The sequence below is a fragment of the Paraburkholderia sp. J10-1 genome, from assembly GCF_905220165.1.
Lineage (GTDB): Bacteria > Pseudomonadota > Gammaproteobacteria > Burkholderiales > Burkholderiaceae > Paraburkholderia.
In genome coordinates, this window is sequence record NZ_CAJMYW010000006.1 from 235,800 (window position 1) to 262,216 (window position 26,417).

Genomic DNA, 26,417 nt, shown 5'->3' on the forward strand with positions numbered 1-26,417 from the left:
GACCCGCAGGTCGGCTTTTTTGTGCCCGCTGCGCGCGGCTCGCGCGTCAGACCGTTTCGCCAAGCCGCCGCGCCAGCGACTTCAGGAGCGGTGCCACACGCTCGCGAAACACGTCGGGCCCCATCGACGAAGCCGGCCCGCTGCAGCTGAGCACGAGCCAGCGGCGCTCGCGCGGCTCGCGAAACGGCACCGCCACGGCGTTGACGTCTTCGTGCCAATCGCGAAACGAATAGCAGCACCCTTCCTTGCCAAACACTTCGATCTCGCGCTTTGCGGCCTCGACCAGCGCCGGTCCTTCAGCGCCCGCCGCCTTCTCCAGTTCCGCGAACAGCGCCATGCGCACATCGATAGGCTGCACGGCCAGATACGCGCGGCCCATCGAACTCGTGAGCATCGACAGCCGCGAGCCTGAGGCGAGGCCCAGCGTGAGCGCCGTCTCGCTGCGGATGGTATCCAGATAGATCACGTCCAGACCGTCGCGACAACCGAGCGACACCGCGGCGCCCACCTCGCGCGCGAACGCGCGCATATGCGGGCGGGCGAGTTCGAGCGTGTCCGTGCCGGACAGCAGCGCAAAGCCGAGTGACAGCACCCCGGCGTCGAGCGCATATTTGCCGAGCGATTCGTCAAAACGCAGATAACCGAGCACGGTGAGCGTGTACGCGAGCCGGTTCACGGTTGCCTTCGGCAAGCCCGTGCGCTCAACGAAGTCGCGATTGCCGAGCAGCGTCTCGCCTGGGCGGAACGCCCGCAGCAGGTCGAGCCCGCGGGCGAGCGCCACGACGAACTTGCGCTCGTCGATCGGACCCTCAGCCAGCGAAGAAGAAAAAGAGGAAGTCGTAGTCATTCCGGATGCAGACATGGGCGCCCTGGTGCTACACTAAAGTTAATTTGCAAAACATTGTTCCGCATAGCGGAACCAGAGTCAAGCGCAAATTCGCCCATCTAAAGGATTTGAGGAAAGGAGAGACACCATGGCCGCACACGCCCAGTTCCATTGGGAAGACCCGCTTCTGCTCGACCAGCAGCTCACCGAAGAGGAGCGCATGGTGCGCGACGCCGCCGCCGCGTACGCCCAGGACAAGCTTGCGCCGCGCGTGCTGGAAGCGTTCCGCCACGAGAAGACGGACGCCTCGATCTTCCGCGAGATGGGCGAAGTCGGCCTGCTCGGCCCGACGATTCCCGAGCAATACGGCGGCCCGGGCCTGAACTACGTGAGCTATGGCCTGATTGCGCGCGAAGTGGAGCGCGTCGACTCGGGCTATCGCTCGATGATGTCGGTGCAGTCGTCGCTCGTGATGGTGCCGATCTTCGAATTCGGCTCGGAAGCGCAAAAGCAGAAGTACCTGCCCAAGCTCGCCAGCGGCGAGTGGATCGGCTGCTTCGGTCTTACGGAGCCGAACCACGGCTCGGACCCGGGCAGCATGGTCACGCGCGCGAAGAAAGTGAACGGCGGCTACTCGCTCTCGGGCGCGAAGATGTGGATCACGAACTCGCCGATCGCCGACGTCTTCGTCGTCTGGGCGAAGCTCGAGGAAGACGGCAAGGACGACATTCGCGGCTTCATCCTCGAGAAAGGCTGGAAGGGTCTCTCGGCGCCCGCCATCCACGGCAAGGTCGGCCTGCGCGCCTCGATCACCGGCGAAATCGTGCTCGACGAAGTGTTCGTGCCGGAAGAAAACATCATGCCGGGTGTGAAGGGCCTGCGCGGTCCGTTCACCTGCCTGAATTCGGCGCGCTACGGCATCGCCTGGGGCGCGCTCGGCGCAGCGGAGTCGTGCTGGCACACGGCGCGCCAATATGTGCTCGACCGCAAACAGTTCGGCCGCCCGCTCGCGGCAAACCAGCTGATCCAGAAGAAGCTCGCCGACATGCAAACGGAAATCACGCTCGGCCTGCAGGGCTGCCTGCGTCTCGGCCGCATGAAGGACGAAGGCACGGCCGCTGTCGAGATCACGTCGATCATGAAGCGCAATTCGTGCGGCAAGTCGCTCGATATCGCGCGTCTCGCCCGCGACATGCTGGGCGGCAACGGCATCTCCGACGAATTCGGCGTGGCGCGCCACCTCGTGAACCTCGAAGTGGTGAACACGTACGAAGGCACGCACGACATTCACGCGCTGATCCTCGGCCGCGCACAGACGGGTATCCAGGCGTTCTTCTGATCGCCGCCCCGCTCGGCATCATCTGCTCATAAAAAAGCGCCGCACGATGGGTTTCGTGCGGCGCTTTTGTTTTGGCGTTAGCCGAACGGCTTACTTGTTCGGCTGCGGCGTCAAGCGCAGATACGGACGCAGCGCCTTGTAGCCCTTCGGGAACTTCTGCTTGATGACCTCTTCGTCCTTCAGCGACGGGACGATCACGACGTCGTCGCCCTGCTTCCAGTTGCCGGGCGTCGCGACCTGATAGTGGTCGGTGAGCTGCAGCGAGTCGATCACGCGCAGCACTTCGTCGAAGTTGCGACCCGTACTCGCCGGATAGGTGATGATGAGGCGCACCTTCTTGTTCGGGTCGATCACGAAGAGCGAGCGAACCGTGAACGTCTCGTTCGCGTTCGGATGGATCATGTCGTACAGCGTGGACACCTTGCGGTCGCCGTCCGCGAGAATCGGGAAACCGACACTCGCCGCCTGCGTCTCGTTGATGTCCTTGATCCATTCGTTGTGCGACTGGGCGCTATCGACCGAAAGTGCAATCGTCTTCACGTTGCGCCTCTCGAATTCGTCCTTGAGCTTCGCGGTCAGGCCAAGTTCGGTCGTGCAGACCGGCGTGAAGTCGGCCGGGTGCGAAAACAGCACGCCCCAGCTATTGCCGAGCCACTCGTGAAACTTGATGCGGCCAACGCTCGAATCCTGCTCGAAGTCGGGTGCGATATCGCCAAGACGTAGACTCATGGTGCGGTTCCTTTGAACGAGATGAACGGAGTTTGATCGACACGGCGCACGCGGCGCGTTGATCCGGTAGACGTTTACAACACCCAAGCATACAGGCCCTGATCGTGCCCCGCGAACGAACATCGGCTCACACCGGTATGAGTTTTTGTAATTTTGAGCGAGTTGAGGGAAACTTTAGGTGCCGGATCAGATCCATGACTCTCACCGCGCGCTGCTTTCGCGCGCGCCATCCACAACCCGTTCCACACGCGTTCGCGGGAACGGATCGTGCGAATTCAGGGTCGTGGCGGCGCGTCACGCTTGCCAGCGCCCGTATCTTTGTTACGATTCACGCGTGATGTGACACGATGGGAGCCAGTCAATGTCAGAAGTCAACAAGGAGAGGCTGATGTCCGATATCAAAACCGTCCTCGCGGATGCAGAGGACCTGCTCAAGCAGGCTGCGAGCGCTACGGGCGAGCGCGCTTCGGAATTGCGCGAAACGGCACTCTCGCGTCTGAAGCAGGCGAAGGAGAAGGCCGCCGACGTCCAGGTGGTCGTGGTCGAGAAAGGCAAGAAAGCGGCGCGCGCAACCGACGATTACGTCCACGAGCATCCGTGGGCGTCGATCGGCATCGCCGCCGGCGTGGGCGTGCTGGTCGGTCTGCTGATCAACCGCAAGTAAAGCGGCGCATCCTTCGCCACGCGGGCGGTCTCAGGGCCGCTCGTTCGGCGCGGTCGTACAGCCCGCTGGCGGCGCTTGCCTGACGGCTTTTCTCGGGCGCGCCCCGCCGCGCCCATTGGTTTTGCCGAGCGATTCCGCCCGCTGTTTCTTTTTGCGCTTTTTCCTGCGCATTGCTCGGGCACACGCCTGCGCCACCTGCCATCGCCATGACGACAGACACCCACTCGCAGCGACACGAACACGGGCCGTTGCGCCGACTGCTCGGCTCCGCGTCCGCGATGCTACAGACGCGGCTAGAACTGATCGGCATCGAACTCGCCGAGGAGAAAGACCGCCTCATCGGCGTGCTCTTCCTCGGCCTCGCGGGAATGATGTTCGCGATGCTTGCGCTAATCGCGCTCACGGCGCTCGTTGCGATCGCCTTCTGGGACACGTACCGCTGGGAGGCGCTCGCCGGTCTCACGATCCTCTATGCGGTCGCGGCGATTTTCTGCGGCCTGAAGGCGCGACGCGGCCTGCACACCGCGCCACTCGTGTTCCAGGCGACGCTCGAAGAATTCGAGAAAGACCGAGATGCCCTGCGCAACCCCTAGCCGCGAGCCGACGCCATGAACCAACCCCGACCGGACACCGCTTTTCGCCCTCGCGGCGGTCGTGCACACGACCTCTCGACGCCACAACTGCGCGCGCTGCGCAAGGAACTGCTGCTCGTGCGAGCTAGCGTCGAGCGCGCCGAAATGGCTGAAGCGCTCGTCGACATCCGCGCGACAGTCACGAATTTCAGCTGGCTGCGCTTCGTGGTGCCCGGCTTCGGTCGCTCCGGCTCCGGCGGCGGCTCCGGCGGCGGCGTGGCTTCCGGCCTCGGCAGCCTGCTCAAGGAATATCCGCTGGTCAGCTCGCTCGTCTCGCTCATTGTGGCGAAACCGCTGCGCACAAGCATCGTTTCGGCGGCGCGCCCCGTCATCAAGTGGGGCGGCCTCGCCTTTACGGCCTGGGAGGCGTACCGCGTGTGGCAGCAGGTGCGGCGCCAGCGCGACACCTCTTCGAACCCGCCCGCCCGCTCCAGGTCCGACGAAGACGATCTCACCGGCTGACTGCCGGGCGTTGCGCAGTTCCCAGGCCTTCACCTGTCCCGCCAGCACGTTTGGATAGCCGCCGCGACAGCGCCGCCGCCTGCAGCGTGGTTGCTACGCGCGCCGGTTGCGTCGAGTACGAACGCGCCGCAAGCGTCGCCGCGCATCGGGCCGGTTTCCACAGGATCGGCCGCGATGGCGTAGCCGCCGTTGGACTCGTCTGCGGGCAACACGCGCAAGCGGTAGATGGGCGTACCCGTCGGCGGCGCCTGGTCGAATCCCGCGGGCAACGACGCCATCGACGCGCTCTGCGTATCGACGAACTGCGCCGCCCGATAGAGCGCGGCGACAGCGTCGATGCGATGTCCCCGCGCGATCTGCGCGCTCCATCCCGGCAGCGCGAAGGCCGCGACGATTGCGGCCACCGCCAGCGCGATGAGCAGCTCCAGCAGTGTGAACGCGCTGAAGCGGTTGCTCTTCACCTTCCCTCCCGCTTGACTTGTCAAAACGGCCTCGCGACGACGTGACGCCAGTGATGCTCGACGCGCGTCTCATCGCCCTCGGCTTCGATGGTCAGCTGGTTCTGCAGCCAGCTTTGTGTGTCTTCCGATGCGCCAAACCCTCGCGCCGTGACGAGATACGCGCGCGCCAGCGGGCGGCTCTCGATGCGCCAGGCTTCGACGAAGCATTGCGGCGCGCGCCCGGACCCGGGCCAGGCGGCAACGGGCGCAATGGCCAGCCGCTCGAAGCTGTCCTGCTTTCGCCAGGCTTGCGGCTCGCCGGGCTGCGTGGCGGCCGCAGGCGCGGCGAGCGAGCCATTCGCCAGCGCACGCGAGCACAACACGAGCGCGGCGTCAGCGGCATGGAAGGACTGCAGATGATCGGCTACAGCATCTGCGTTGCGCCGCGCGAACAACGCTGCCTCGAACCATGCCGCCGAAGTCACGAGCATCATCGCGACAATGAGCAGCACGACCGGCAGCGCGACGCCGCGACGAGCGGCGCATGGGCGATGCGTCACACAAAGGCGCGTGCTCATGACGCCGCCGGCAGAACGTTGCGCAGCACGACGTGCCGCCAGAACGTTTGTCGCGCTCGCCCATCGGCGCCGACTGCCTGCACGCCATCGCAATCGACATAGCGCACGCGCCGGGAAAGGAGCGCCCCGCGCACCAGCACGCAGAGATCGACCGCGACGACCGCAGCCCATTGGTCGCGCGTGAGCGCCGAAGCTTCGACCGCCTGCGCCGCGGCCGCCGTCCAGTAGCGCAAGCGCAACCGCTCGACGCCCTCGACAAGCGGCTGCGCCGTGCCGACCTTGCCGGAGCCCTCGCAATAAAGCTCGGTCTCGCCGGTCGAGCCGCTCACCTTGGCGTGATAGCGGTTCACGATTTCGACGCCCGCTGCGCCCACCGCCTGCCCGAGGCAGTCGGTGACCTGGCCGTTCGCGGCGGGCCACGTCGAGACTCCGTCGCCTAGGTAGCGCACCGCCAGCCCATCGGAGCGGCTCGACAGCGACTCGCAGGCAAGCGCGGCGTCGGCACCGCTCGGTCGCCCGGCAGCGCAGCCGAAAATTGCAGGACCGGCAAGCGGCGAGCGCGCATCGGCTGCGGTAAAGCCGGCCATCTGGATCTGCTCGCCGATCAACATCAATGCGTTCATGCCGGCCTCGTGGATACGCACGGCATCGCTCGCCAGCGCGTAGGCCTGGCGCTGCGTGCGGTAGGCCGAGAGCGCACCCAGCGTCACCACGAGACCGAGCGCCACGGCAATCGTCAGTTCGAGCAGTGTGTGGCCAGCATGCCGGCGTGCATACGCGAGACGCTTACTCATCGCAGAAATGCCAAGGCGACGCAGGCGCGCCCTGCGGGCGCCGTTGCATCGAGACATGGCGCGACCCGCGAGGCCGCAGCCGAACCTGACGCTGCGCCGAACGGTGTCGCCGCCCAACTCACAGACGCGATCGATGCGTCTCCGCCCGCACTCGACGTGGTCAGCTGCCCTTCCGGCACAACGCTCGCCGTCAGCGCCTTCCATCGATCGATCGGGGAGCCAGATGCGCCTGCCACGCGTGCGGCTTCGGCAATGGCGTCAGCGGTAAACACCGCGCGTTCGCGCGCCGCTGCCAGCTGCGCATGCCGGGCCACCCCGAGCTGCGTGCTCATCAGGCCGAGCCCGCACATCGCCATGACGCCGAGCGCAATGGCAACTTCGAGCAGCGTCGATCCGCGCACGCCACGCTCACTGGCCCGGCTCACGACGCACCCGTGCATGCGCCGTCGCTCACTCGTGCCCGGCCGCCCGCCGCGATGCGTATGCAGCGCCGCCAGCTCGCGCCGCGCTGCGCAGCCGATGTGGTCCGCGGGGCGAACTCGAAGTTGCGCAAGCTACCAATGGTTTGCCCCGCCGGCGGCGAAAACGTGATGGCGGTGAGCCCCGAAGCCACGGTGATCGAGTCGAGCGCCGGCTGGATGCGCAAAGGGATATACGCGCCCGCGCGCTCGATCATGACGGCCCAACCGCATGACCAGTCGGCGCTACCGGACGGACACGCCTTAGCCGCCGCCAGGCAATTGCGCGCAGTATCGACGCGGCAAACGGTAATGCGCGCCTTGCGCCGTATCGCCTCGTTGCGCGCGTAGGCAAGCGTGCCGAGCATGGCGTTGGCGCGTGCGTCGACCTGGTCGCGCACGCGCCACGCGGTGAAAACAGGCGTGGAAAGCGTTGCGCAGATCGCCAGCAAGACGATGACGACCATCGTCTCGACGAGTGTGAATCCTCCGTGCTTCATCAGCAATCCTTAGTTTGAGCGGATTGCCACCAATCTACGGACGAACGGGAAACGAAACAATTAGCCGAACGGCTAGCTGGTGCGCGCAGCGTCGGCTCGCGAGAATGCAAGCGTTACGACAGCGGCAAAGCGGGAGGGAAGAAAAATGCGAATGCGCTCAGCGCTTTTTCGTGGGGTTGTTGGCAGCACCCGCACGGCGGAATTCCTCGATCACGTCTTCGAATTCGGAGACGTCTTCGAAGCGTCGGTACACCGAAGCAAACCGGACAAACGCGACCTTGTCGAGCTCGCGCAATTCGCCCATCACGAGCTCGCCAAGGCGCTCGCTGCGCACTTCGCGCTCGCCGCTGCCGAGCAATTGATATTCGATACGGGCAACCGCCGCGTCGATCGCATCGGCCGCAACCGGGCGCTTGCGCAGCGCCAGTTGCATGCTCGCCATGATCTTGCGGCGGTCGAATTCCGTGCGGCTGCCATCCTTCTTGACGATAGACGGCATCGCCAGCTCGACCCGCTCGTACGTCGTGAAACGCTTGTCGCAGGCCGGGCAGCGGCGGCGGCGCCGGATCGCGGCGCCGTCTTCGGACACGCGCGAGTCGACGACCTGCGTGTCTTCGTGCCGGCAAAAGGGGCAGCGCATGGCCTATCGCGTGGCTTAGCGGTAGACCGGGAAGCGCTTCGTCAGCTCAGCGACCTGCGCCTTCACGCGCTCGATCGTGGCGGCGTCTTCCGGATTGTCGAGCACGTCGGCAATCAGGTTGCCCACCTGCTCGGCTTCCTTTACGCCGAAGCCGCGCGTTGTCATGGCCGGCGAACCGAGGCGGATGCCGCTCGTCACAAACGGCTTTTCCGGATCGTTCGGAATTGCGTTCTTGTTCACCGTGATGTGCGCGCTGCCAAGCACGGCTTCAGCTGCCTTGCCGGTAATGTTCTTCGCGCGCAGGTCCACCAGCATCACGTGGCTTTCCGTGCGGCCCGAAACGATGCGCAGACCGCGCTTGACCAGCGTTTCCGCCAGCACGCGAGCGTTCTCGACCACTTGCTGCTGGTAGGTCTTGAATTCCGGCGAGAGCGCTTCCTTGAACGCCACGGCCTTACCGGCGATGACGTGCATGAGCGGACCGCCCTGAATGCCCGGGAAGATGGCCGAGTTGATCTGCTTCTCGAACTCCGCCTTCATCAGGATCACGCCGCCGCGCGGGCCGCGCAGGCTCTTGTGCGTGGTCGTGGTGACGAAGTCGGCGTGCGGCACCGGGTTCGGGTAGACGCCCGCGGCGATCAGGCCCGCGTAGTGCGCCATGTCGACCATGAAGTACGCGCCAACCGCCTTGGCGACCTTGGCGATGCGCTCGAAGTCGATACGCAGCGCGAACGCCGAAGCGCCAGCGATGATCAGCTTCGGCTTCGTTTCGTGCGCGCGCTTTTCGAGCGCTTCGTAGTCGATGTCTTCCTTGGCGTCGAGGCCGTAGCTCACGACATTGAACCACTTGCCGCTCATGTTCAGCGCCATGCCGTGCGTGAGGTGGCCGCCTTCGGCGAGGCTCATGCCCATGATCGTGTCGCCCGGCTTGAGCACGGCGAAGAACACGCCCTGGTTGGCCTGCGAGCCCGAGTTCGGCTGAACGTTCGCGGCTTCGGCGCCGAACAGCTGCTTCACGCGGTCGATCGCGAGCTGCTCGACGATATCCACGTATTCGCAGCCGCCGTAATAGCGCTTACCGGGGTAGCCTTCGGCGTACTTGTTGGTGAGCTGCGAACCCTGCGCGGCCATGACTGCGGGCGAGGTGTAGTTTTCCGACGCGATGAGCTCGATGTGCTCTTCCTGGCGGCGGTTTTCGAGTTCGATCGCCTTGAAGAGTTCGGGATCGACGTTGGCGATGGTGCTTTCGGCTCTGTCAAACATACGGATTCCGTTAAGTGTGTTCAGGTTGACCGGGTCTCGCGCGGAACGCGTAGCGGGTACGCGGCGCTGCTGGCGAAGAGGCCAGCCTTGACGTGGCGGAAGGAGGTGCCGCACACGCGAGGCTGGACAGCCACGGCCGGTAAAGGCCCCGCAGCGCTAACGAAAGCGCGCGAAATCAGGCTGCCCAGGCGAACGGCAAAACGGCACCCTGCGCTTCACGGTGGGTCGTTCCACCTTGAGTCCCTCATTGCGGGCAGATTGCTACCGCCATCGCCGCTATTTTGGAACCCTATCGCCAGTCACGCAGGGATTGAGCGCGTTAGTGTATTGGAACGGCAGGGAATAGGCAACCGCCCGCGCCCCATGCGGCCGGGCGCCCCGCGCCTGCTGGCGCGACGGCCGGTGGTACCGGCGATGCGGCCCTCGCGCGTTCTGTCCCTTCCTTGCCGCAACGCGGCATTGGAAGTAGGCTTTCCGCTTTCCTCGCCTTCTACCGACCAGGGAGCCACCATGATCGTTTTCGTCACCGGCGCATCCGCAGGATTCGGCGCCGCCATTGCGCGGGCCTTTGTCACGGGCGGACATCGCGTCGTCGCCACGGCCCGCCGCAAGGACCGTCTCGACGCGCTCGCCGCCGAACTCGGCGACGCCCTTCTGCCCATCGAGCTCGACGTACGCGACCGCGCCGCGGTCGAAGCCGCGCCCGCCGCGCTGCCGCCCGAGTTCGCCGGCGTCGACGTGCTGGTCAACAACGCCGGCCTCGCGCTCGGCGTAGAACCGGCGCAGAAGGCCGACCTCGACGAGTGGGAAACCATGATCGACACCAACTGCACGGGCCTCGTGCAGGTCACCCACGCGTTTCTGCCCGGCATGATCGCGCGCAACCGCGGCCACATCTTCAACCTCGGTTCCGTGGCGGGCCGCTGGCCGTATGCGGGCGGCAACGTCTACGGCGCGACCAAGGCCTTCGTGCGCCAGTTCAGCCTGAACCTGCGCGCGGACCTCGCGGGCACCGCGCTGCGCGTGACCGACATCGAGCCGGGCCTGTGCGGCGGCACCGAGTTCTCGAACGTGCGCTTTCGCGGCGACGACACCAAGGCGGCCAACGTCTACAAGGACGTGCAACCGCTCACGGCCGAGGACATCGCCGACTCGATCTACTGGATCGCCACACGCCCAGCGCACGTGAACATCAACACGATCGAATTGATGCCCGTTGCCCAGACATTCGCCGGCCTCAGCATCCATCGCGGCTAAAATTACCTTACAAATTTTATACTTACGTCAGTCGTACGAAAGACGTTGGGGCCGCGCGTTCCGGTAGAATGCGCGGCATGGAAAATTCGACCAGCAAGCCGGACGCCGCATCGTCACCGGCCGGGCGCGGTTTTACGTGGCCGATACGCGTCTATTACGAGGACACCGACGCCGGTGGCATCGTGTTTTACGCGAATTATCTGAAGTTCTTCGAACGCGCGCGCACCGAATGGCTGCGCGCGTGCGGCGTCGATCAGCGTCGGCTCGCCGAGGAAACGGGCGTGCTCTTCGTCGTGCGCAGCACTGCGCTCGACTACCGTTCACCCGCGCGCCTCGACGACGTCGTGACCACCGTCAGCCGCGTCGAGAAGCTTGGCCGCGCCTCGGTCGACTTCATGCAGGAAGCGTGGCGCGAGAACACGCTGCTCGCCACGGGCACCATTCGTGTCGCCTGCGTCGACAGCACAGCCATGCGCCCCGCGCCCATTCCGGCCCCCGTTCATGAAGCCTTGCTACGTGGGCCACAGAAAGACCTGTACGCCGTGTCAACGGCAGTGCAGTAATTACCGTTGATACGACGCCAGTGAACTCGCGCCGGTCAATGCAGGACCAAGCAGGGTTCGGCCGCGACGGCGCGAGAGCTTCCCAACCGCCTACAGGAAGCCTTGCGTTGTCTTGCAGCCGCTCGCCCCTTTCGGGACGTCACAACGAACCTATATGAACACTACACAAGATCTGTCGATCATTTCTCTCGTTCTTAATGCGAGCATACTGGCACAGGCGGTGATGGGGCTTCTTCTGCTCATGTCGCTGATTTCCTGGACCTTCATCTTCCGCAAGTGGTTTGCGATCCGCCGGGCGCGCTCCCAGACAGAGCGCTTCGAGCGCGACTTCTGGTCAGGCGGCGACCTGCAGGCGCTCTATCAGAGCGCAGCCAACAACCGCCACACGATCGGCGCGCTCGAGCGTATCTTCGAGTCGGGCATGCGCGAATTTCTGAAGGCGAAAGAAAAGCGCCTGAATGATCCGAGCCTCGTGCTCGACGGCGCCCGCCGCGCGATGCGCGCCGCCTTCCAGCGCGAGATGGACGCGCTCGAGGCGAATCTCTCGTTCCTCGCCTCGGTCGGCTCGGTCAGTCCGTACATCGGTCTTTTCGGCACGGTCTGGGGGATCATGAACGCGTTCCGCGGCCTCGCCAACGTGCAGCAGGCCACGCTCGCGAACGTGGCGCCCGGCATTGCCGAAGCGCTGACGGCGACCGCGATCGGTCTGTTCGCCGCCATTCCGGCGGTGGTCGCGTACAACAGCTACGCACACGACATCGACCGTCTGGCGATCCGCTTCGAAACCTTCATCGAAGAGTTTTCGAACATCCTGCAGCGTCAGGCCCACTAATCGTCACGAAGCAAGGAGTCGAAGATGGGAGGCTCAGTCCGTTCGAGCATGCGAGGCAGCCGCTCGCGCCGTGCGATGGCCGACATCAACGTCGTGCCGTACATCGACGTGATGCTGGTGTTGCTCGTGATCTTCATGGTGACCGCGCCGCTCGTGGCGCCGTCCATCGTCAATCTGCCGACCGTCGGCGGCGCGTCGCAGCAGCAGCAGGTGCCGCCCGTCGTGGTCAACATTCGCCCCGACGGCAATCTGAGCGTACGCTACAAGGATGACTCCGGCGCCACGCAGCAGGAAACCATGACGCGCGCCGATCTCAACGGCTTCGTCGCCGATCGCGAGCAGAGCCATCCCGACCAGCCCGTCGTGATCGCCGCCGACAAGTCCGTCAAATACGAGACGGTGATGAACGTGATGTCCGACCTGAAGTCGCACGGCGTCAAACGTGTCGGACTGCTCGTCAAATCGCAATGACCCGGAAGAAAGATTCGTATCCGCTGCAGCCTCCGCGCGAGCGTGGCACGGGACGTGCTATCGCCCTCGCGGTGATCATGCACGCGCTGCTCGGTCTGTTCCTCTATCACGGCATCCACTGGCAGAACAGCACGCCGGCGGGTGAAGAGGCGGAACTGTGGACCGAAGTGCCGGACCTGTCGGCGCCGAAGCCGCTGCCGCCGCCCGCGCCGGTCGCCCCTGCCCCGCCGCCGCCGCAAACCGAGGACGCCGACATCGCGCTGCAACAGCAAAAGCGTAAGCAGCAGGAAGCGCAGCGCGAGGCGCAACTGGCCGAGCAGCAGCGTCTGAAAGCGCAGCAGGAAGCCGACGCGAAACGCCAGCAGCAGCTCGCGGCCCAGCAGGCTGCGCAGCTCGCCGCGCAGCAAAAGGCGCAGAAGCTCAAGCAGCAGCAGGAACAGCAACAGGCCGCGGCAGAGAAGCAAAAGCAGCAGCAACAGCAGCAGGACGCGCTGAAGAAGCAGCAGCAGGAAGAAGAGCAGCAGAAGCAGGCGAAGCTCGACGCACAGAAGAAGGCCGACGCCGAGAAGGCGGCCAAGGCGAAGGCTCAAGCCGATGCCAACGCGAAGAAGCTTGACGCGGACCGCCGCGCCCGCATCGCACAGATGCAAGGCTCGATGGGCGGCGGCGAAGGCACGAGCGGCAATGGTCTCGCGAAGAGCGGCACCGGCAGCGGTTCGGGCGGTAATGCGACGTCGCCAGGCTATGCAGACAAGGTGCGCCGCGCCGTTCGGCCGAACATCGTCTGGTCAGGCGAAACGTCAGGCCTCGAAACTGAGATCGCGGTGCGATGCGCGCCGAGCGGTACGCTGCTTGGCGCTACGATCACGCGCAGCAGCGGCAACCAGTCGTGGGATGCCGCCGCGTTGCGAGCGGTCCAGCGCTCGGATCCGATGCCTGTCGATACCGACGGCAAGGCGCCTTCGAGCTTCAAGATCACCTTGCGCCCGGCGGGCTAACAGCGAGCGCAAATCACAGAAAGGTTGAGGAAAGCCGGCGCGCAACAGCAGAACAAGCAGCGGAACAAGGAACGATTCGAACAATCTCGGGTCAGTCTGCTGTTGCGCGGTATGACAAAATTGCTTTTTTCAGGAAATATCACAGCATGACATTGATGACGAAGCTTGGCCTGCGGACCCTCGTCGCGTCCTGCCTGATCACGGCGGGCGGCGCGGCGAACGCACAACTCAACGTCCTCGTCACCGGCGTGGGCTCCACCCAGTTCCCGATCGCCACGGCTAATTTTGCCGGTGAAGCGAATTCGCCCGAACAGGTCGCGGCCATCGTGCGCGCCGACCTGCAACGCAGCGGGAAATTCACCAACATCGACGCCGGCAGCGCGCCGATTTCGGAAAACGACTCCGTCGACCTCGGCAGCTGGAAGGCCAAGGGCGCCAATGCGTTCGTGGCGGGCAGCGTGAACAAGCTCGCCAACGGCCAGTACGAAGTTCGCTTCAAGCTCTACGACACCGTGAAGGGCGAAAGCCTCGGCGGCCTCGTGCTCACGAGCCCCGCAAGCGGCCTGCGCATGAGCGCGCACAAGGTTTCGGACTACATCTATCAAAAGCTGCTCGGCGACCGCGGCGTGTTCGCCACGCGTCTTTCGTACGTCATCAAAACGGGCGGCCGCTTCCAACTGCAGGTTTCGGACTCCGATGGACAAGACGCGCACATCGCGCTCTCGAGCCCCGAGCCGATCATCTCGCCGGCCTGGTCGCCCGACGGCACCAAGGTCGCTTACGTCTCTTTCGAAAAGAAGAAGCCGATCGTCTACGTGCATGACCTGCCTACGGGTCGCCGCGTAATCATTTCGGACCAGAAGGGCAACAATTCGGCGCCGGCATGGTCTCCCGATGGCCGCACGCTCGCGGTAGCACTGTCGCGCACGGGCAACACGCAGATCTTCGCCGTCAATGCCGACGGCTCCGGCCTGCACCGCCTCACGCAAGGCACGACGATCGACACCGAACCCAACTTCTCTCCTGACGGACGCTCGATTTATTTCACGAGCGACCGCGGCGGCCAGCCTCAGATTTACAGGATGCCGGCCCAGGGCGAAAGCACCGGAGCGGCACAGCGTGTGACGTTCACCGGCAACTACAATACGAGCCCGAAGGTCAGCCCGGACGGCAAGCAACTGGCGTACATCTCACGCACGGGTGGCGGATTTAAGCTGTACATTCAAGATCTGCAGTCCGGTGTCGCCACGGCGCTCACTGACACGACACATGACGAATCGCCCAGCTTCGCGGCGAACGGTCAGTACATTCTTTACGCCACACAGGTGAACGGCCGTGGCGTGCTGGCTGCTGTATCGACCGACGGTCGTACGCGGCAAATCCTGTCCGTTCAGGGCGGCAGCGTACGCGAGCCGTCCTGGGGTCCTTTTATGCAATAACACTTCAGGAGAGCAAAAATGATGTCGAAGAAAGTACGCCTGGCCTTGGCCGTTTTGATGATCGGTGCCCTGGCAGCGTGTAAGTCGGGTGTCAAGGAAACGAACCCGAACGCAGGCGCGATGAACACCCAGCCGAACCCGAACGCGGTCGCCCAGGTGAACGTCGATGAGCTGAACAACCCGAACAGCCCGCTCGCCAAGCGCAGCGTGTACTTCGATTTCGACAGCTACGCCGTCAAGGACGACTACCAGTCGCTGCTGCAAGCTCACGCACAGTACCTCAAGACGCACCCGGAACGTCACGTCCTGATCCAGGGCAACACCGACGAGCGCGGCACGAGCGAATACAACCTGGCGCTGGGTCAAAAGCGTGCTGAAGCAGTCCGTCGCGCCCTCTCGCTGATGGGCGTGCCCGATTCGCAAATGGAAGCTGTCAGCCTCGGTAAGGAAAAGCCGGTCGCAACGGGCCACGACGAAGCATCGTGGGCGCAAAACCGCCGTGCTGACCTCGTGTATCAACAGTAATTGAGCATTGGATGAAGGGGCGTATGTCGCACCGTTTCTCCCCGCTGCGCGTAGCCGCAGCCGCCTGCGTGGCTGGCGTCGCCTTTGCGGCGCTGCCGGCTCACGCGGGTATCTTCGATGACGATCAGGCGCGCCAGGCGATTCTCGACCTGCGCGCGAAAACGGACAGCTTGTCCAACCAGCTGTCCGCCGCTCAACGCACGATCCTCGACCAGTCCAACCGACTCGACCAGCTCAACCAGCAGGTCGCCACGTTGCGCGGACAGAACGAGGACATGGCGAACCAGTTGGCAACCCTGCAGAAGCAACAGAAGGACTACTACACGGATCTCGACACGCGACTCAAGAAGTTCGAGCCGCAGCAGGAGACCGTAGACGGCGTGCAAGGCACGGTTCAGCCGGGTGAAATGGAAGCGTTCAACGCCGCTTCGCAGCAGTTCCGCAACGGCGACTTCAAGAACGCGGCAGCATCGTTTCGCAGCTTCATCGCGAAGTTCCCGCAGAGTCCTTACCAGCCGACCGCGCAGTACTGGCTCGGCAACGCGCTCTATGCGCTGAGGGACTACAAGGGGTCGACCGCGACGTGGCAGAACGTCGTCAGCAAGTACCCGCAGCATCCGCGCGCGCCGGAGGCGCTGCTGGCCATTGCGAACAATCAGATCGAGCAGGGGCAAAAGGCTGCAGCCAAGCGCACGCTCGAGCAGGTCGTTTCGCAATACGGCAACTCGGATGTCGCCCAGACGGCGCAGAGCAAGCTTTCACAGCTCAAATAAGCGCTGCTGGCTGGTTTTGGCGTGATGTGGCACTGGCGTATTGCCGATGCCGCGAAATGCGCCTCTCGCGTACAAGGAAGGCCCGGGGCACGGCGTGCTCCGGGCCTTTTCCTTTGCACTTTCCTTTGGTTTCGTGGCGCAGTAGTTGACGCATCGACCATACGCCGCTATAATCCCGCTTCTCTTTTGGGTCGTTAGCTCAGCTGGTAGAGCAGCGGACTTTTAATCCGTTGGTCACAGGTTCGAATCCCGTACGGCCTACCACCTCCCCTTTCGGGCAGGTTAGAAAGGAAAATCAAGCACTTCCGAGTAATCGGGGTGCTTTTTTTTCGTCTCGAACCTGGGCGGTCAGTGCGTTAACTGTCCCCTTTGCCGGAAATTTGCCGGAGCGGAGAATCCAGACCAAGCGAAACCAATCTTTCGCATGGAGTCTCCAGAATGGCATACATCAGCCAGCGTGGCGCCTACTGGCGCGCCGAAGTCCGCAAGCGCGGACACAAACCGATCTACCGCACGTTCGACACCAAGCAGCAAGCCCGGGAGTGGGCCCAGCGAATCGAGGCCGAAATCTCCATCGGCATCTTTGTCGACCGCTCCGAAGCCGAGCGCACGACACTGGGCGATGCACTCGACAGATACGCCCGGGAGATCGTGCCGACCAAACGCTACCCCGGCCAAGAACGAACCCGCATCGCGCGCTGGAAGAAAAACGACCTAGCGTGGCGACCGCTGGCCGTGCTGCGTGGCACTGACTTCGCGAAATATCGGGACGCCCGCCGGGCAGCCGGCCGAGCCGAAAACACGATCCGCCTCGAACTCCAAATCATCAGCCACCTGTTCGAGATTGCGCGAAAGGAATGGGGATTTGAGACGCTCATGAATCCCCTGAAGAACATTCGAAAGCCATCTGGCAGCCGCGCACGGGATCGCCGCCTTCTCCCTGGCGAATTCGAGGCCCTCCGTTCACGGCTTGCGGCCAGTCTGAACCCATGGGCCGCCCCTGCGTTCGAACTGGCGATCGAAACGAGTCTGCGCCAAGGCACGCTATTCATCCTGCGCTGGGAATGGATCAAGCTTCCGGCTCGCATGATCGAATTCCCGCCCGAGGCGCGTGGCGCCGAAAACAAGGGCGTGCCAGCTCGGCTACCGCTAACTCGTCGCGCAGTGGACGTGCTGCGCGCCCTTACTGCCCTCTGGCAACGTGACAGGCTTACCAATCCCGAACTGTGCCGATTCGGCCCAGTGAACGTCGATCTAGGCGAGCTGACCGGTCCAGTTTTCGGCACAACATGCAATGCCGTCCTGCTGGTCTGGAAGCGTGTTGTGAAAAGCGACAACGGTTTCCCCAACCTACGCTGGCACGACTTGCGTCATGAAGCTGCGAGCCGGCTCTTCGAGAAGGGGTTACACCCGCTCGAAGTCGCCAGCGTCACCGGCCACCGGTCCATGCAAATGCTCAAGCGTTACACCCACCTGAACCCCGCCGACCTGCTCGTGAAACTTGGATAGCGAACCTGTCTGAACGACGTCAACTAGGGTGACCGCAAGCACCTATAGTTGACGCCGTACATCCCCGGATGTAGCTAGTCGTGAGACCAATTAGATAGCGTCAAGCAGCTTGGCCGGTCGGCCAAAATGATTGTCGCCGCGCAACAGTCCGAGCGCTCGCCGTAGAACTCGCGGCCGTCATCGGCCACGAGCGCGAGACTGATGAGCTCGCACTCAATGAAATCAGTGAACTCGCAGTCGACGAAAACGCGCATGATCGTGTGACTTAAAACTATTAAGCCCATGTTTTGAAGGCTCTTTTTTTTTGTAATCCTGCCGCTCACGCCATCGCGGCCGCGAAAGAGGCCGCGTGATCGACGGTCCGATCCCGGGAATTCAAACTTCGAAGTCCCTGATTGGAAAGGATGTTTTTTCAGAATTTCACATCCCGCGCGAGCGGGTAGTGCGCCCGCAACGGTGGCCGCTGCAATGGCCTCGTTCATCGCTTCGACCGGCACGGGGCGCTCTCCCGGTGCCTAACGCTCAGTGATGTGCCTGCAATGGAATGGCCGCGCGCACCGCGGCCTCCACGCGCTGGGCCAGTTCGTTGCGCGCGAGCAGCGGAAATTCCGTTTTCAGCGCGGGTGTGAGCGCTCCGGTTTCCAGCACGGCCGCGATCATGCGGTCGATGTCGGTATTGGGCCCCTCGATCACGTTCTTGATGCGAAGGCGCGCCTGGTCCCACTGGCGTGCAGTCGGTGCAGCTTGCATGGTGAGCATTCCCTATGGTGTGTCGTTCAGATCCGGCGTGCCCAGCACTTGGGCCAGCGCCTGTCTCATCCCGGCGGTCGGTCCGTCAACACCCTCGCCATTTTCGAGACGGGTGATCCCGGATTCGGTCATGTTCAGCTGCGCGGCCAGTTGTGCCCGAGTCAGCTGCCTCATTTCACGTACATGGCGAACCCTGTGTCCGTACTCAACCAGCCTTGTGCGTGCTTCATAGCTTTTGCGAAACGCGTCGTCGCGCATCAGTTCATCACGCAGATCAGTCAGCCTGTCCATCATTGCCCCCATCACACGCAGCCGCGAGGGTGGCCCGATACGGGCCGCGCCCCTGGCCTTCCATACTATCCCGACGCGTGACATCCGGCACCTGCCGGAACGGAGATCGCACGTGCATGTGTGGCGCGTGCCCAGCAGGTGCAACGTCCGTTACTTCGTCATCCACCTACGCAGCAGGCGCTTTTTCAGCGCAGCCCGTTCGCGCGGAGTGCGGCCCAGTTCGCGGGCGATCCGCTCCGCCGTCAGCACCTGGCTGCCGGGCGGCCACCAGGTCTTACCGTCCTTGCTCATGCTCCAGACGTTACCCGCTTCATTAAGTAGCAGCGTCACATGATCGGCCAGCGCCTCGGGCGCCGCGCTCGCCAGGGTGGCACGTTCACGGGCTCGCCAGCGTTGATGCCAGCGCTTCTTGTCGTCGCGCTCGCTCTCGTGTGTGGTGTGCCCGAAGATCGGAGTTTTGCGTCGGCTTCGGCTCATGATGCGTGGGGTTTATTCTGTACTGCGAATGGTCAGGTTCCGCGAAGCGATCCGCAGCGGAGGCATCTTGCCATACTATATCAGTCCGAAAAATCAATGATTTACGGTTTTGCGTTCGCCGTGGCAGCCTTGCGGGCATCCATCCAGGCGAGCCAGCCGTGCCGGTAAGCCTGCGCGTCGGCGAGGGCATGGTGCTCGCGGGCGTGCGTCCCGTAGTACGCGGCCACCGTGCGATCGTAGACCGTGGTGTCGACCAGCGGGCGCAGATCGCAGTACTGTGCGGCCAGGTTCGCCGGCAGCGGCTGGCCGAGCAGATCGAGCAGGAAACGCCAGTCGGTTTCCGAATCGCAGGCGGCCTGCACGGCGCGCGGTGCGTGGCTGAACCATTCGCGCAGCGCTGCGCAGGCCTCTGCGCGCTGCAGGCGCGGCCCGGTGAGCAGCGGCAGCACTTCGCGCTGCACGAACGGGGTGCAGTCGGCGGGTGTCCAGGTATCGGCCAGCTCGACATAGAACTCGCGCGCGCCGTCTTCGGCCACGAGCGCGAGGCTGATGAGTTTCGGGTGCGACTGGCCGAGGCCGGTGTATTCCGTGTCGAGAAAGAGCAGCATGGCGGGCTAAAACAATGATCAGGGCTTCGCGCGGGGACGGGCCTATGAAAGCCCGGGTGACGCGTGGTCATGGTGAATCTCGCTGTGCGCGTGAGCTTCGCAGCGGGTCCGGAACCACTCCGGCCCGATGGTCTTTCCCCGGTCGCCGCATACCTCGCAGATCCGGCTGCTGGTGGCTTCGGCCATCTGGATCATGCCGCGCTGGTACTCGTTGGCGGGACCCGCGCCAAAGCGCAGGCCGCCGATTTTTTCCCTGATCTCGCTGGCGATGACCTGCGGGCCGCCGTTGTGCGTGGTCTCGTTCTGCAGGCTCCAGCACAGCGTGTCGAGCAGGTCGAACCAGCCATCCCCGCAGCCCAGGCGCGGGCGGCGCGCAAGGATCAGCGGGTAGCGCTCGTACAGCTGCGTGGTCAGTTCCGGGCTCATGGCGTGGGGCTCCTTGGGGCGTACTCCGGACGTGGAGAACGTGGCGTTACGCGTCATCATCCGGCCAGCGTTCGCGGGCCTTGCTGTCCTCGTGGTCTGCCGAGGCCTCACGCCAGCCGCTGTTCCAGTCGGACCAGCCGGGCGTGAACTCGGCATGGGGATTGTCCTGCTGGGCTTCGCCGTCGTAATAGCCGCGATAGCCGTCGCGGTATGCCTGGCTGCGCTGCATGCTGTCCTCCGTCAACCGTCATGATGTCCGGCAGTATCGCAGCGTGGGTGGCTCACCGGGTGAGCCACACCCTATCGTATCGTGTCCATGTTGCCGGCACCGGGCCGGTGTTGTGCGGCTACAAAACTTTTGTAGCGCATGAAATCAGGCACTTGCCAGAAGATGACCGGCACCGGGTCGCGGTGCCGGCGCTGGCCCGATCGGGCCAGCTGGCTCAGCCTGTCATGCTCAGCGCAGGCGCACGTAGCAGACGCGCGGCGTCCACAACAGGCACACGGCGTTCTCGTTGCTGATGAACGGCAGGCCGTTCGGATCGAAGCGCACGATGGTGCCTGTCAGGGGTGAGGTGATAGCGTGATGAGCTTGTTTCGTTTTCATTTTGTTCTCCTATAGAGTGACGCCCTCAGCGTGAATCGCGGCCCGACCCGAAAACGGGGAAGGGTGAGGGGTATGTTTATTTATGGTTGCGCGCAGCGTGCGAAGCGAAAATCCGGTCGAAATCGACTAGGGGTTTACCCTGGTACGTCGTGCCCGGTGCAGACGGCGCGGGCGAGGCGAGGGACAGACCGACTGACAACAGGTGTTATGTCAAATACCGGCCGCAAACCCTTGCCTGGCAAGGCTTTCACTGCGAACTGATAATGCATCTTACCCCTGAAAACAACGCAATACCAAATTGCGTGGAACCGAATACAATATTTCGTGAGAATTTCCCCACCCCCGGAGACCCCATGTCCGACCCGACGCCTTCCCCCGGCCACGCCCTCACCTACCCGCAGCTGCGCGAGCTCGTGGAGAAGGAAATCGACTGGCACCTGCAGCAGGCCGCCCACGAGAGCGACGATCCCGAGCAGGACTACCGCATGGCGTTCGTCCATCACCACCAGTCGATCGCCATGATCAACCTGCTGTACCGCATGGGCCTCGCCTGCGCGTACTCCCCCCTGTCCGACGGGATCAATGCGCTGTCGGACGCGACCAACGGGCATTTCAAGGCCGTGCAGGACGCGCAGCTGGCACGCAAACGCCCCGGCCGGTGAACGGTTGAGTATTTGTTACGGAATCCTCATCAAGTGATCAGCCATGCCACGTGTTTCCTTTGATGTCGCACAGGCCCGCGCCGCCGTCGAGGCGGGCGGCGTGTTCTCGGCGATCCTGCGTGCCGAGAAAGGCGCTTTCTATGTCGAGCTCGAAACCCGTGAGGCGGGGATCGCCGAGCTCGTGACGTCGAATGGCCGCGAGCGTCGCCCCTTCCGTGATCCGGGCGCCGCGCTCAAGGTCGTGCGCGAGCTCGGCGTGACGACTGGCCGTTTCGCGATCGCGGAGTGGGACACGCGCGCACCGAAGGCTCCGGCCTGGACGCGGCCAGACCAGAAAGAACACATGAAGCGGCGCAACGCACTGGCCGATGCAGCGGAGGTCGCCGGCGTGGACCACCCGGCCGCGATCGTGAAGACGCCCGGGCGCAAGGTCCGTGCATAACTGGATGCGCACGGAGGCTGTGCGGGCCGTAACCGCCGGCCCGATGAACTCTGAAGGCGAGCAGCAGCACGCGGGCCCCACACAGAGGGCCCGCGCGAACGACTTCGCCTGCGGTGTGACAGTGGGTGTCTAGCGCCGTTGCGCGAAAACCCCCACCGTGACAATCGCCACGACGATGAGCGCCAGGACCGCCTGCGACGGATGCGCTGTCTGGGCAATCGTGGTGAGCGCAAAGACAGCCGACGTGCCCGGCCCCTGGTGAGGCCGCTTGCTCTGATGCGGGTGCGAACTTCCGACCATGTGGTCTCTCCGGTTTTGAGATGACGCAAACACAGCCGACCTTGGAAACGGAACGCGCGAGGCTGCCCCCGGCAGGGCTTGCCGGGCTCTCGCTGGAATGCGCTCCGCTCCCTCACTGCGCCCCCGGGCAGAAACGCCCGGTCAGTGTGAAGACGGGTAATACAGGCAACTGGACGAGCCAGGTTGCCGGTACAGCTGTAAATCGGTACTGCGGTACTGCGGTACGACGAACACCAGGGCCCTGCCACAGCGGGACGCACGACTGAGACCTGTCGCGAAGCCGAGGTGCCTTCTATGCTGGTAACGTTTTATGTGACCTGGCTGGGTCGAAACCTTCTCGACTGCAGCAGTCTTGATCGCCCGGACCGCAACCTGCCGGTCATGAGCTACATTGATATCGTCCCTTGAGCCGAAACTGCCGGCCGGAAACGACGTTTGATAGTTCGTCGCGGACCGAAAACTGCCTGCCGCGAACGACTTTTGCTGAGTGCGTTCTTGACCGGACCTGCTGGTCGCAAACGACTCATTGTGTGCGGTGCTGGCCTGAACCTGCCTGGCCGTTGCCGCAACAACAACTTTTTGATCGAACTTCCTGTCCTGCTTGCCGAGTGAACGGCTGGGCGAATTATAGAACAGAGCCGCAAGGCGCCGCAAGCGAGCACGCGCGAAACGCGCCCGCGTGTGCCCCTCAAGATCGCATCATTGGGCAGATTGTTTGGCCTGAACCGTTGCCATGAACTCGGCAACGCTTTTAAGCCATCCCCGCTGCTCCTGGGTATAACTCTCATGCAGCTTCGTGGGCAGGACCAGTTGCAGATGCTTGGCGCGCATCTCGTTTGTTTGCGTCAGGGAGATGGCCGTTTCCAGCGTGAGCAGATGCTTCTCGGGAATCCGGTCCGCTTCGGCCAATACCTGACGCCAGCGGTCCTTGCACGTTGATTTCACGCCAAGCATGGTCAGGCGCACAGGATCAAAAGCCGCGTCGTGATATTCCTTGCTGCCGGGAAACAGGAAATCGGGCTTTGACTTGTTTTCGGTAGCGGCAGTGCGGGCATACCGGATATCGTTGGCGGCGAACAGCACCTCAAGATGGTTTTCGAGCGCCAGGCCTACCCGGCTCTTGCGTCGATTCTGCACCGAGAGGGAAAACGCGAGGAATCCGTCTACATCCACCTTTTTCTGCGCGTCTGCCGCGAATCCGGCCGAAAGGCGGTCGGCGATCAGGTAGCGCTCCAGCGTACGGAACAGAATTTCTTCGCGCTCCATCCATGCCATGAGCACTGCATCGGGATCATCGCGGGCACTGAGGTCCGGTAACGTGGATCGGGCGTATTCGGAAAAAATGCGGGTCGTCGGAAACTTGCCTTCGAAGCGGTCGAGCATTTTTTCGAGGTACGTTTCCTCCGACGCCTCGACCGCAATGCCGATGCTCTCCAGGATGAACCGCGACGCGAACTCGATGCGGTCCTGTTCCGTCTCCAGCTCGGCCTTGACGGAAAACCCGGGATGGGCGAGATCGTCAAATCCAAAAAGCCATTCGATCTGCCGTGCGATGCTGGACCCGTTCTCCGCAATGATGACGAGCAACCCGCCGTCCCGACGTTTGGCGATGACAAGCAGATCATCGACCGCCGCATTCAAGGAAACATTGGTCGTCGGAAAGTAGAGGCGATACTCCCAGCGCTGCACGTTGCGCTGTTCGCGGGCTCGCTGTCGCGCGTCGTACCACGTGAATACCGCATCTTCCATGATCGGATCGTCGTCCTGATCCGACAGGTAAAGCAGCTTGGCGTCGTAGCGGACCTTGCCATCCGGTTCGCCAAGGATCCCCCTCAGCGCTTCCACGCCATTGAATTCATGCTGGTTCGAGTGGATGACGTCTGCCTCGACGGCGCGTAACCGCTTTGCCGCGACCCCCTCGAAGTATTCGGACAGATACCCGCGCTTCACGCCCTGGTCTCCCATTTGTTCGAATCAGATTCCAGCCACGCGACAAGCGCGTCGGCGACTGCGGCTGGCTCTCTGGCTTTGCCCCTGATCGCGCATTCCCACACCACCGCCACCCGCCACCCGCTCGCGAGCAGTGCTTCGCGCACCTCCTGATCGCGGCCGCGATTGCGCCCGATCTTTTCCCGCCAGAATTCCGCACGTGTTCCCGGCCACTTGAACAGCGCGCAGTCGTGCCCGTGCCAGAAACAGCCATGTACGAAAACGACCGCACGAAAGCGCGGCAACACGATATCAGGTTTGCCTGGCAGGTCCGCGACATGCACGCGGAACCGGTAACCACGCCGATGCAACAGGCTGCGTATCAGCAGCTCGGGCCGTGTGTTGCGCGCCCGGATGCCGGACATCATCCGGCTGCGGGTCGCGCTGTCAACGACGTCGATCACTCGACCCGCAGCGGAAGCCTTTGCTGTGCCCCGTTGCGCTCCTGCTCAAGGAGCTCTTTCACAAACGGCGTCATGGCGCGGGCCACTTCCTGCATCACGGGAACCACGACGCTGTTGCCAAACTGACGATAGGCCTGCGTGTCGCTCACCGGGATCTCGAAGTCGTCCGGAAATCCCATCAGTCGCGCGCACTCACGCGGGGTGAGGCGCCGTGGACGCTTTCCCTTGCCCTGTGAAAGCAGGATCTCCGAACCATCCTTGTAGTAGCGGGCGGACAAGGTGCGGGTGACACTGTCCGGCGTCACCAGTCCGAAGCCGAAGCCATTTCCCGCTGCGCGATGCTTTTCGGCGTAGGCCTGCAGATACGCCCACAGCTTGGGGGTAAGGGTGTATTTGGACTGTACCTTGCCCGTCTCGTGATCGAAAAAACGGTCGCCGTCGTGCTCAAGGACAGGTTCGGACCCATCAGTCTTGTGCAGGATCTTCCCGAGGCGCGGCCCTTCAGCCGGAAGCCGGAGATCATCAAAACTGAAATCCGTTTTCTCCCGGAAGCCAACGATCACGATGCGCTCACGATGCTGCGGCGTGAAATGCTGCCCGTCGATGACCTTGAACTTGACGTCGTACTTCAGTTCGTCGCGCAGCACCGTCAGGATCGTCTTGAAGGTGTTGCCCCGATCATGCGAAACGAGGTTCTTCACGTTCTCCAGCAGGAACGCTGCGGGACGCTTCGCCTCGATGATGCGTGCAACGTCATAAAACAGGGTGCCCTGCGTCGTACATTCGAAGCCGTGCGGACGGCCGAGCGAGTTCTTCTTGCTGACGCCAGCAATGCTGAACGGCTGGCAGGGAAAACCGGCAAGCAGCACATCGTGCGCCGGGACGGCGCGCTCGGAAAAGGACACGATGTCGCCGATGAACTGGTGGCGGTCGTCGCTATCGCCATAGTTATGCTGGTACGTCTTTTTCGAGAACTCGTTCCACTCGCTGGTGAAGACGCATTGACCACCGAACGCCTCGAAACCCCGCCGGATACCACCGATGCCTGCGAACAGGTCGATGAACCGGAATTCGGGCTCGCGCGCCAGATCGGCCTTCCGCGTCTTCGCGTCCAGCATCTCGCGCAAGGCGGCTTCTGCGATGACGGGACAGCGCGCCTTGTCCGCTTCCCAGCGGCGGATGGTCCGTACGTTTTTTCCGATCCGTTCGGCAATTTCGCCTTGTGTATAGAGCTTCAGCGCCTGCGTGAGCAGGTCGTGCGAATCCGCCGTTGTCATATTGCTTGTTCTCGCTGGGTATTTTGACGGACATTCTGGCCGCCAGTTTTCCAAATGTCCAGCCTTTTGTGTGAGGTGAGAATTCCCGGGAGCCGTTACCCGTGTGCATCGGAGAGGAAATCACCCGGGAGGCATCCCCGGCAAAGATCCGCACGGGGGTAAGCTGTGGCTTCGTTATACTGTGTTTTTATACAGTATTTCCGGTTTCCATGCCACATCGCCCACCCCTTACCGCCGAGCGTCTGGCGCAGATCTGGGACGAGCACCCCGAGCCGGTCGTGCTCGCACTGCTCTGGGAAATCCACCGGATGCGCGCCACGATCTCGCGCGCGAACCAGATCCGTGTGTTTCTTTCACCGAACGGGTCAGGCGTGATACCCGGCTCGGTCTGGCAGTGCTTCGAGTGCGAACTCGATGCCGAGCCCTGCCTGACCGACAGGCCCACCAAGCGTCAGCAGGCGGTTGTCGACCGGATTGTGGGGCGGAGGTAGC

The 26,417-nt window shown here is 63.4% G+C and carries 37 protein-coding genes, 1 tRNA gene and 1 riboswitch; of the genes, 17 read left to right on the top strand and 21 right to left on the bottom strand.

Features of this window, described 5'->3' with window-relative positions:
- Positions 1 to 46: 46 nt before the first annotated feature.
- Positions 47 to 847, bottom strand: coding sequence for an IclR family transcriptional regulator (locus U5A65_RS20675; RefSeq protein WP_321913801.1), 801 nt, complete (start codon positions 845 to 847; stop codon positions 47 to 49).
- A gap of 127 nt (positions 848 to 974) precedes the next feature.
- Between U5A65_RS20675 and U5A65_RS20680 the strand changes: the two genes are divergently transcribed.
- Complete coding sequence (locus tag U5A65_RS20680; protein WP_091996231.1) at positions 975 to 2,165, top strand: acyl-CoA dehydrogenase; 1,191 nt, start codon at positions 975 to 977, stop codon at positions 2,163 to 2,165.
- A gap of 90 nt (positions 2,166 to 2,255) precedes the next feature.
- Here the strand turns inward: U5A65_RS20680 and U5A65_RS20685 are convergent, their stop codons facing one another.
- Positions 2,256 to 2,894: a peroxiredoxin gene (locus U5A65_RS20685; RefSeq protein WP_321947160.1), complete on the bottom strand. Its 639-nt coding sequence runs from the start codon at positions 2,892 to 2,894 to the stop codon at positions 2,256 to 2,258.
- Between the two features lie 361 nt (positions 2,895 to 3,255).
- Between U5A65_RS20685 and U5A65_RS20690 the strand changes: the two genes are divergently transcribed.
- The 3 genes from U5A65_RS20690 to U5A65_RS20700 all read left to right on the top strand — a co-directional run bounded on the left by U5A65_RS20690 (position 3,256) and on the right by U5A65_RS20700 (position 4,652).
- The gene (locus U5A65_RS20690) at positions 3,256 to 3,558 is read left to right on the top strand and encodes a DUF883 family protein (RefSeq protein ID WP_007584918.1); all 303 of its coding nucleotides are present in this window, start codon (positions 3,256 to 3,258) and stop codon (positions 3,556 to 3,558) included.
- Between the two features lie 206 nt (positions 3,559 to 3,764).
- Positions 3,765 to 4,151, top strand: a complete 387-nt coding sequence (locus U5A65_RS20695; RefSeq protein ID WP_321913799.1) for a phage holin family protein — start codon at positions 3,765 to 3,767, stop codon at positions 4,149 to 4,151.
- 15 nt (positions 4,152 to 4,166) lie between these two features.
- The gene (locus U5A65_RS20700; protein WP_321913798.1) at positions 4,167 to 4,652 is read left to right on the top strand and encodes a DUF3318 domain-containing protein; all 486 of its coding nucleotides are present in this window, start codon (positions 4,167 to 4,169) and stop codon (positions 4,650 to 4,652) included.
- 29 nt (positions 4,653 to 4,681) lie between these two features.
- Here U5A65_RS20700 and U5A65_RS20705 read toward each other — a convergent pair whose 3' ends face one another.
- The 7 genes from U5A65_RS20705 to glyA form a co-directional block, all read right to left on the bottom strand.
- Positions 4,682 to 5,113 (bottom strand): type IV pilin protein, encoded by a 432-nt coding sequence (locus U5A65_RS20705; protein ID WP_321947162.1) that lies wholly within the window; start codon positions 5,111 to 5,113, stop codon positions 4,682 to 4,684.
- A gap of 20 nt (positions 5,114 to 5,133) precedes the next feature.
- Positions 5,134 to 5,670 (bottom strand): hypothetical protein, encoded by a 537-nt coding sequence (locus U5A65_RS20710; RefSeq protein ID WP_321913796.1) that lies wholly within the window; start codon positions 5,668 to 5,670, stop codon positions 5,134 to 5,136.
- Positions 5,667 to 6,464 carry a PilW family protein gene (locus U5A65_RS20715; protein ID WP_321947164.1) on the bottom strand — a complete coding sequence of 266 codons (798 nt, stop codon included), beginning with the start codon at positions 6,462 to 6,464 and terminating at the stop codon, positions 5,667 to 5,669. Before U5A65_RS20715 ends, U5A65_RS20710 begins: the two co-directional genes overlap by 4 nt.
- Entirely contained in the window at positions 6,461 to 6,889 is a 429-nt protein-coding gene (locus U5A65_RS20720) for a hypothetical protein (protein ID WP_321947166.1), read from the bottom strand. The genes U5A65_RS20715 and U5A65_RS20720 overlap by 4 nt, the downstream gene beginning before the upstream one ends.
- Positions 6,886 to 7,422: a GspH/FimT family pseudopilin gene (locus U5A65_RS20725; protein WP_321913793.1), complete on the bottom strand. Its 537-nt coding sequence runs from the start codon at positions 7,420 to 7,422 to the stop codon at positions 6,886 to 6,888. Before U5A65_RS20725 ends, U5A65_RS20720 begins: the two co-directional genes overlap by 4 nt.
- 157 nt (positions 7,423 to 7,579) lie before the next feature.
- Positions 7,580 to 8,062 carry a transcriptional regulator NrdR gene (gene nrdR, locus U5A65_RS20730; protein WP_321913792.1) on the bottom strand — a complete coding sequence of 161 codons (483 nt, stop codon included), beginning with the start codon at positions 8,060 to 8,062 and terminating at the stop codon, positions 7,580 to 7,582.
- Positions 8,063 to 8,077: 15 nt separating this feature from the next.
- A complete protein-coding gene (glyA, locus tag U5A65_RS20735; RefSeq protein ID WP_321913791.1) occupies positions 8,078 to 9,325 on the bottom strand; it encodes a serine hydroxymethyltransferase in 1,248 nt (415 codons plus the stop codon).
- 175 nt (positions 9,326 to 9,500) lie between these two features.
- A riboswitch (ZMP/ZTP riboswitch) is annotated at positions 9,501 to 9,638 on the bottom strand.
- 197 nt (positions 9,639 to 9,835) lie between these two features.
- Between glyA and ydfG the strand changes: the two genes are divergently transcribed.
- The 10 genes from ydfG to U5A65_RS20785 all read left to right on the top strand — a co-directional run bounded on the left by ydfG (position 9,836) and on the right by U5A65_RS20785 (position 17,692).
- Positions 9,836 to 10,582, top strand: coding sequence for a bifunctional NADP-dependent 3-hydroxy acid dehydrogenase/3-hydroxypropionate dehydrogenase YdfG (gene ydfG / locus U5A65_RS20740; protein ID WP_321935070.1), 747 nt, complete (start codon positions 9,836 to 9,838; stop codon positions 10,580 to 10,582).
- 68 nt (positions 10,583 to 10,650) lie between these two features.
- Complete coding sequence (gene ybgC, locus U5A65_RS20745; RefSeq protein WP_321913789.1) at positions 10,651 to 11,145, top strand: tol-pal system-associated acyl-CoA thioesterase; 495 nt, start codon at positions 10,651 to 10,653, stop codon at positions 11,143 to 11,145.
- Positions 11,146 to 11,299: 154 nt separating this feature from the next.
- Positions 11,300 to 11,977 (top strand): protein TolQ, encoded by a 678-nt coding sequence (tolQ, locus tag U5A65_RS20750; protein ID WP_028205324.1) that lies wholly within the window; start codon positions 11,300 to 11,302, stop codon positions 11,975 to 11,977.
- 24 nt (positions 11,978 to 12,001) lie between these two features.
- Positions 12,002 to 12,448 carry a protein TolR gene (tolR, locus tag U5A65_RS20755; RefSeq protein ID WP_158758513.1) on the top strand — a complete coding sequence of 149 codons (447 nt, stop codon included), beginning with the start codon at positions 12,002 to 12,004 and terminating at the stop codon, positions 12,446 to 12,448.
- On the top strand, positions 12,445 to 13,446 hold the full coding sequence (gene tolA / locus U5A65_RS20760; protein ID WP_321935069.1) for a cell envelope integrity protein TolA: 1,002 nt from the start codon (positions 12,445 to 12,447) through the stop codon (positions 13,444 to 13,446). Before tolR ends, tolA begins: the two co-directional genes overlap by 4 nt.
- Before the next feature lie 146 nt (positions 13,447 to 13,592).
- Positions 13,593 to 14,885 carry a Tol-Pal system beta propeller repeat protein TolB gene (tolB, locus tag U5A65_RS20765; RefSeq protein WP_321913787.1) on the top strand — a complete coding sequence of 431 codons (1,293 nt, stop codon included), beginning with the start codon at positions 13,593 to 13,595 and terminating at the stop codon, positions 14,883 to 14,885.
- Between the two features lie 18 nt (positions 14,886 to 14,903).
- Positions 14,904 to 15,410, top strand: a complete 507-nt coding sequence (pal, locus tag U5A65_RS20770) for a peptidoglycan-associated lipoprotein Pal (RefSeq protein WP_042266217.1) — start codon at positions 14,904 to 14,906, stop codon at positions 15,408 to 15,410.
- 23 nt (positions 15,411 to 15,433) lie between these two features.
- The gene (gene ybgF, locus U5A65_RS20775) at positions 15,434 to 16,183 is read left to right on the top strand and encodes a tol-pal system protein YbgF (protein ID WP_321913786.1); all 750 of its coding nucleotides are present in this window, start codon (positions 15,434 to 15,436) and stop codon (positions 16,181 to 16,183) included.
- Between the two features lie 188 nt (positions 16,184 to 16,371).
- Positions 16,372 to 16,447 (top strand) — tRNA-Lys (locus tag U5A65_RS20780).
- Positions 16,448 to 16,621: 174 nt separating this feature from the next.
- Positions 16,622 to 17,692 carry a site-specific integrase gene (locus U5A65_RS20785; protein WP_321947168.1) on the top strand — a complete coding sequence of 357 codons (1,071 nt, stop codon included), beginning with the start codon at positions 16,622 to 16,624 and terminating at the stop codon, positions 17,690 to 17,692.
- 74 nt (positions 17,693 to 17,766) lie between these two features.
- Here the strand turns inward: U5A65_RS20785 and U5A65_RS20790 are convergent, their stop codons facing one another.
- From U5A65_RS20790 to U5A65_RS20825, 8 genes are all read right to left on the bottom strand, one after another.
- Entirely contained in the window at positions 17,767 to 18,189 is a 423-nt protein-coding gene (locus U5A65_RS20790; protein WP_321947170.1) for a hypothetical protein, read from the bottom strand.
- A gap of 25 nt (positions 18,190 to 18,214) precedes the next feature.
- Positions 18,215 to 18,442, bottom strand: coding sequence for a hypothetical protein (locus U5A65_RS20795; RefSeq protein ID WP_321947171.1), 228 nt, complete (start codon positions 18,440 to 18,442; stop codon positions 18,215 to 18,217).
- 12 nt (positions 18,443 to 18,454) lie between these two features.
- Positions 18,455 to 18,736 (bottom strand): helix-turn-helix transcriptional regulator, encoded by a 282-nt coding sequence (locus U5A65_RS20800; protein ID WP_321947172.1) that lies wholly within the window; start codon positions 18,734 to 18,736, stop codon positions 18,455 to 18,457.
- Between the two features lie 147 nt (positions 18,737 to 18,883).
- On the bottom strand, positions 18,884 to 19,210 hold the full coding sequence (locus U5A65_RS20805) for a hypothetical protein (RefSeq protein ID WP_321947174.1): 327 nt from the start codon (positions 19,208 to 19,210) through the stop codon (positions 18,884 to 18,886).
- A gap of 101 nt (positions 19,211 to 19,311) precedes the next feature.
- Positions 19,312 to 19,818 carry a hypothetical protein gene (locus U5A65_RS20810; protein ID WP_321947176.1) on the bottom strand — a complete coding sequence of 169 codons (507 nt, stop codon included), beginning with the start codon at positions 19,816 to 19,818 and terminating at the stop codon, positions 19,312 to 19,314.
- A gap of 42 nt (positions 19,819 to 19,860) precedes the next feature.
- A complete protein-coding gene (locus U5A65_RS20815) occupies positions 19,861 to 20,244 on the bottom strand; it encodes a hypothetical protein (protein ID WP_321947178.1) in 384 nt (127 codons plus the stop codon).
- Positions 20,245 to 20,290: 46 nt separating this feature from the next.
- Positions 20,291 to 20,473, bottom strand: coding sequence for a hypothetical protein (locus tag U5A65_RS20820; RefSeq protein ID WP_321947180.1), 183 nt, complete (start codon positions 20,471 to 20,473; stop codon positions 20,291 to 20,293).
- Between the two features lie 228 nt (positions 20,474 to 20,701).
- Complete coding sequence (locus U5A65_RS20825) at positions 20,702 to 20,851, bottom strand: hypothetical protein (RefSeq protein ID WP_321947182.1); 150 nt, start codon at positions 20,849 to 20,851, stop codon at positions 20,702 to 20,704.
- Positions 20,852 to 21,204: 353 nt separating this feature from the next.
- Between U5A65_RS20825 and U5A65_RS20830 the strand changes: the two genes are divergently transcribed.
- Both U5A65_RS20830 and U5A65_RS20835 read left to right on the top strand, forming a co-directional pair.
- Positions 21,205 to 21,513: a hypothetical protein gene (locus U5A65_RS20830; protein WP_321947184.1), complete on the top strand. Its 309-nt coding sequence runs from the start codon at positions 21,205 to 21,207 to the stop codon at positions 21,511 to 21,513.
- 43 nt (positions 21,514 to 21,556) lie between these two features.
- On the top strand, positions 21,557 to 21,955 hold the full coding sequence (locus tag U5A65_RS20835; RefSeq protein ID WP_321947186.1) for a hypothetical protein: 399 nt from the start codon (positions 21,557 to 21,559) through the stop codon (positions 21,953 to 21,955).
- A gap of 129 nt (positions 21,956 to 22,084) precedes the next feature.
- On the opposite strand, the gene U5A65_RS20840 is transcribed toward U5A65_RS20835, so the two are convergent.
- The 4 genes from U5A65_RS20840 to dcm all read right to left on the bottom strand — a co-directional run bounded on the left by U5A65_RS20840 (position 22,085) and on the right by dcm (position 25,925).
- Positions 22,085 to 22,255, bottom strand: coding sequence for a hypothetical protein (locus tag U5A65_RS20840; protein ID WP_321947187.1), 171 nt, complete (start codon positions 22,253 to 22,255; stop codon positions 22,085 to 22,087).
- Positions 22,256 to 22,954: 699 nt separating this feature from the next.
- Positions 22,955 to 24,220: a type II restriction endonuclease gene (locus U5A65_RS20845; RefSeq protein ID WP_321947189.1), complete on the bottom strand. Its 1,266-nt coding sequence runs from the start codon at positions 24,218 to 24,220 to the stop codon at positions 22,955 to 22,957.
- Positions 24,202 to 24,648 carry a very short patch repair endonuclease gene (locus U5A65_RS20850; protein WP_321947190.1) on the bottom strand — a complete coding sequence of 149 codons (447 nt, stop codon included), beginning with the start codon at positions 24,646 to 24,648 and terminating at the stop codon, positions 24,202 to 24,204. The genes U5A65_RS20845 and U5A65_RS20850 overlap by 19 nt, the downstream gene beginning before the upstream one ends.
- On the bottom strand, positions 24,645 to 25,925 hold the full coding sequence (gene dcm, locus U5A65_RS20855) for a DNA (cytosine-5-)-methyltransferase (RefSeq protein WP_321947192.1): 1,281 nt from the start codon (positions 25,923 to 25,925) through the stop codon (positions 24,645 to 24,647). Before dcm ends, U5A65_RS20850 begins: the two co-directional genes overlap by 4 nt.
- Before the next feature lie 209 nt (positions 25,926 to 26,134).
- Here dcm and U5A65_RS20860 point away from each other — a divergent pair, with 209 nt between their 5' ends.
- A complete protein-coding gene (locus U5A65_RS20860) occupies positions 26,135 to 26,416 on the top strand; it encodes a hypothetical protein (RefSeq protein ID WP_321947194.1) in 282 nt (93 codons plus the stop codon).
- Position 26,417: the final 1 nt, after the last annotated feature.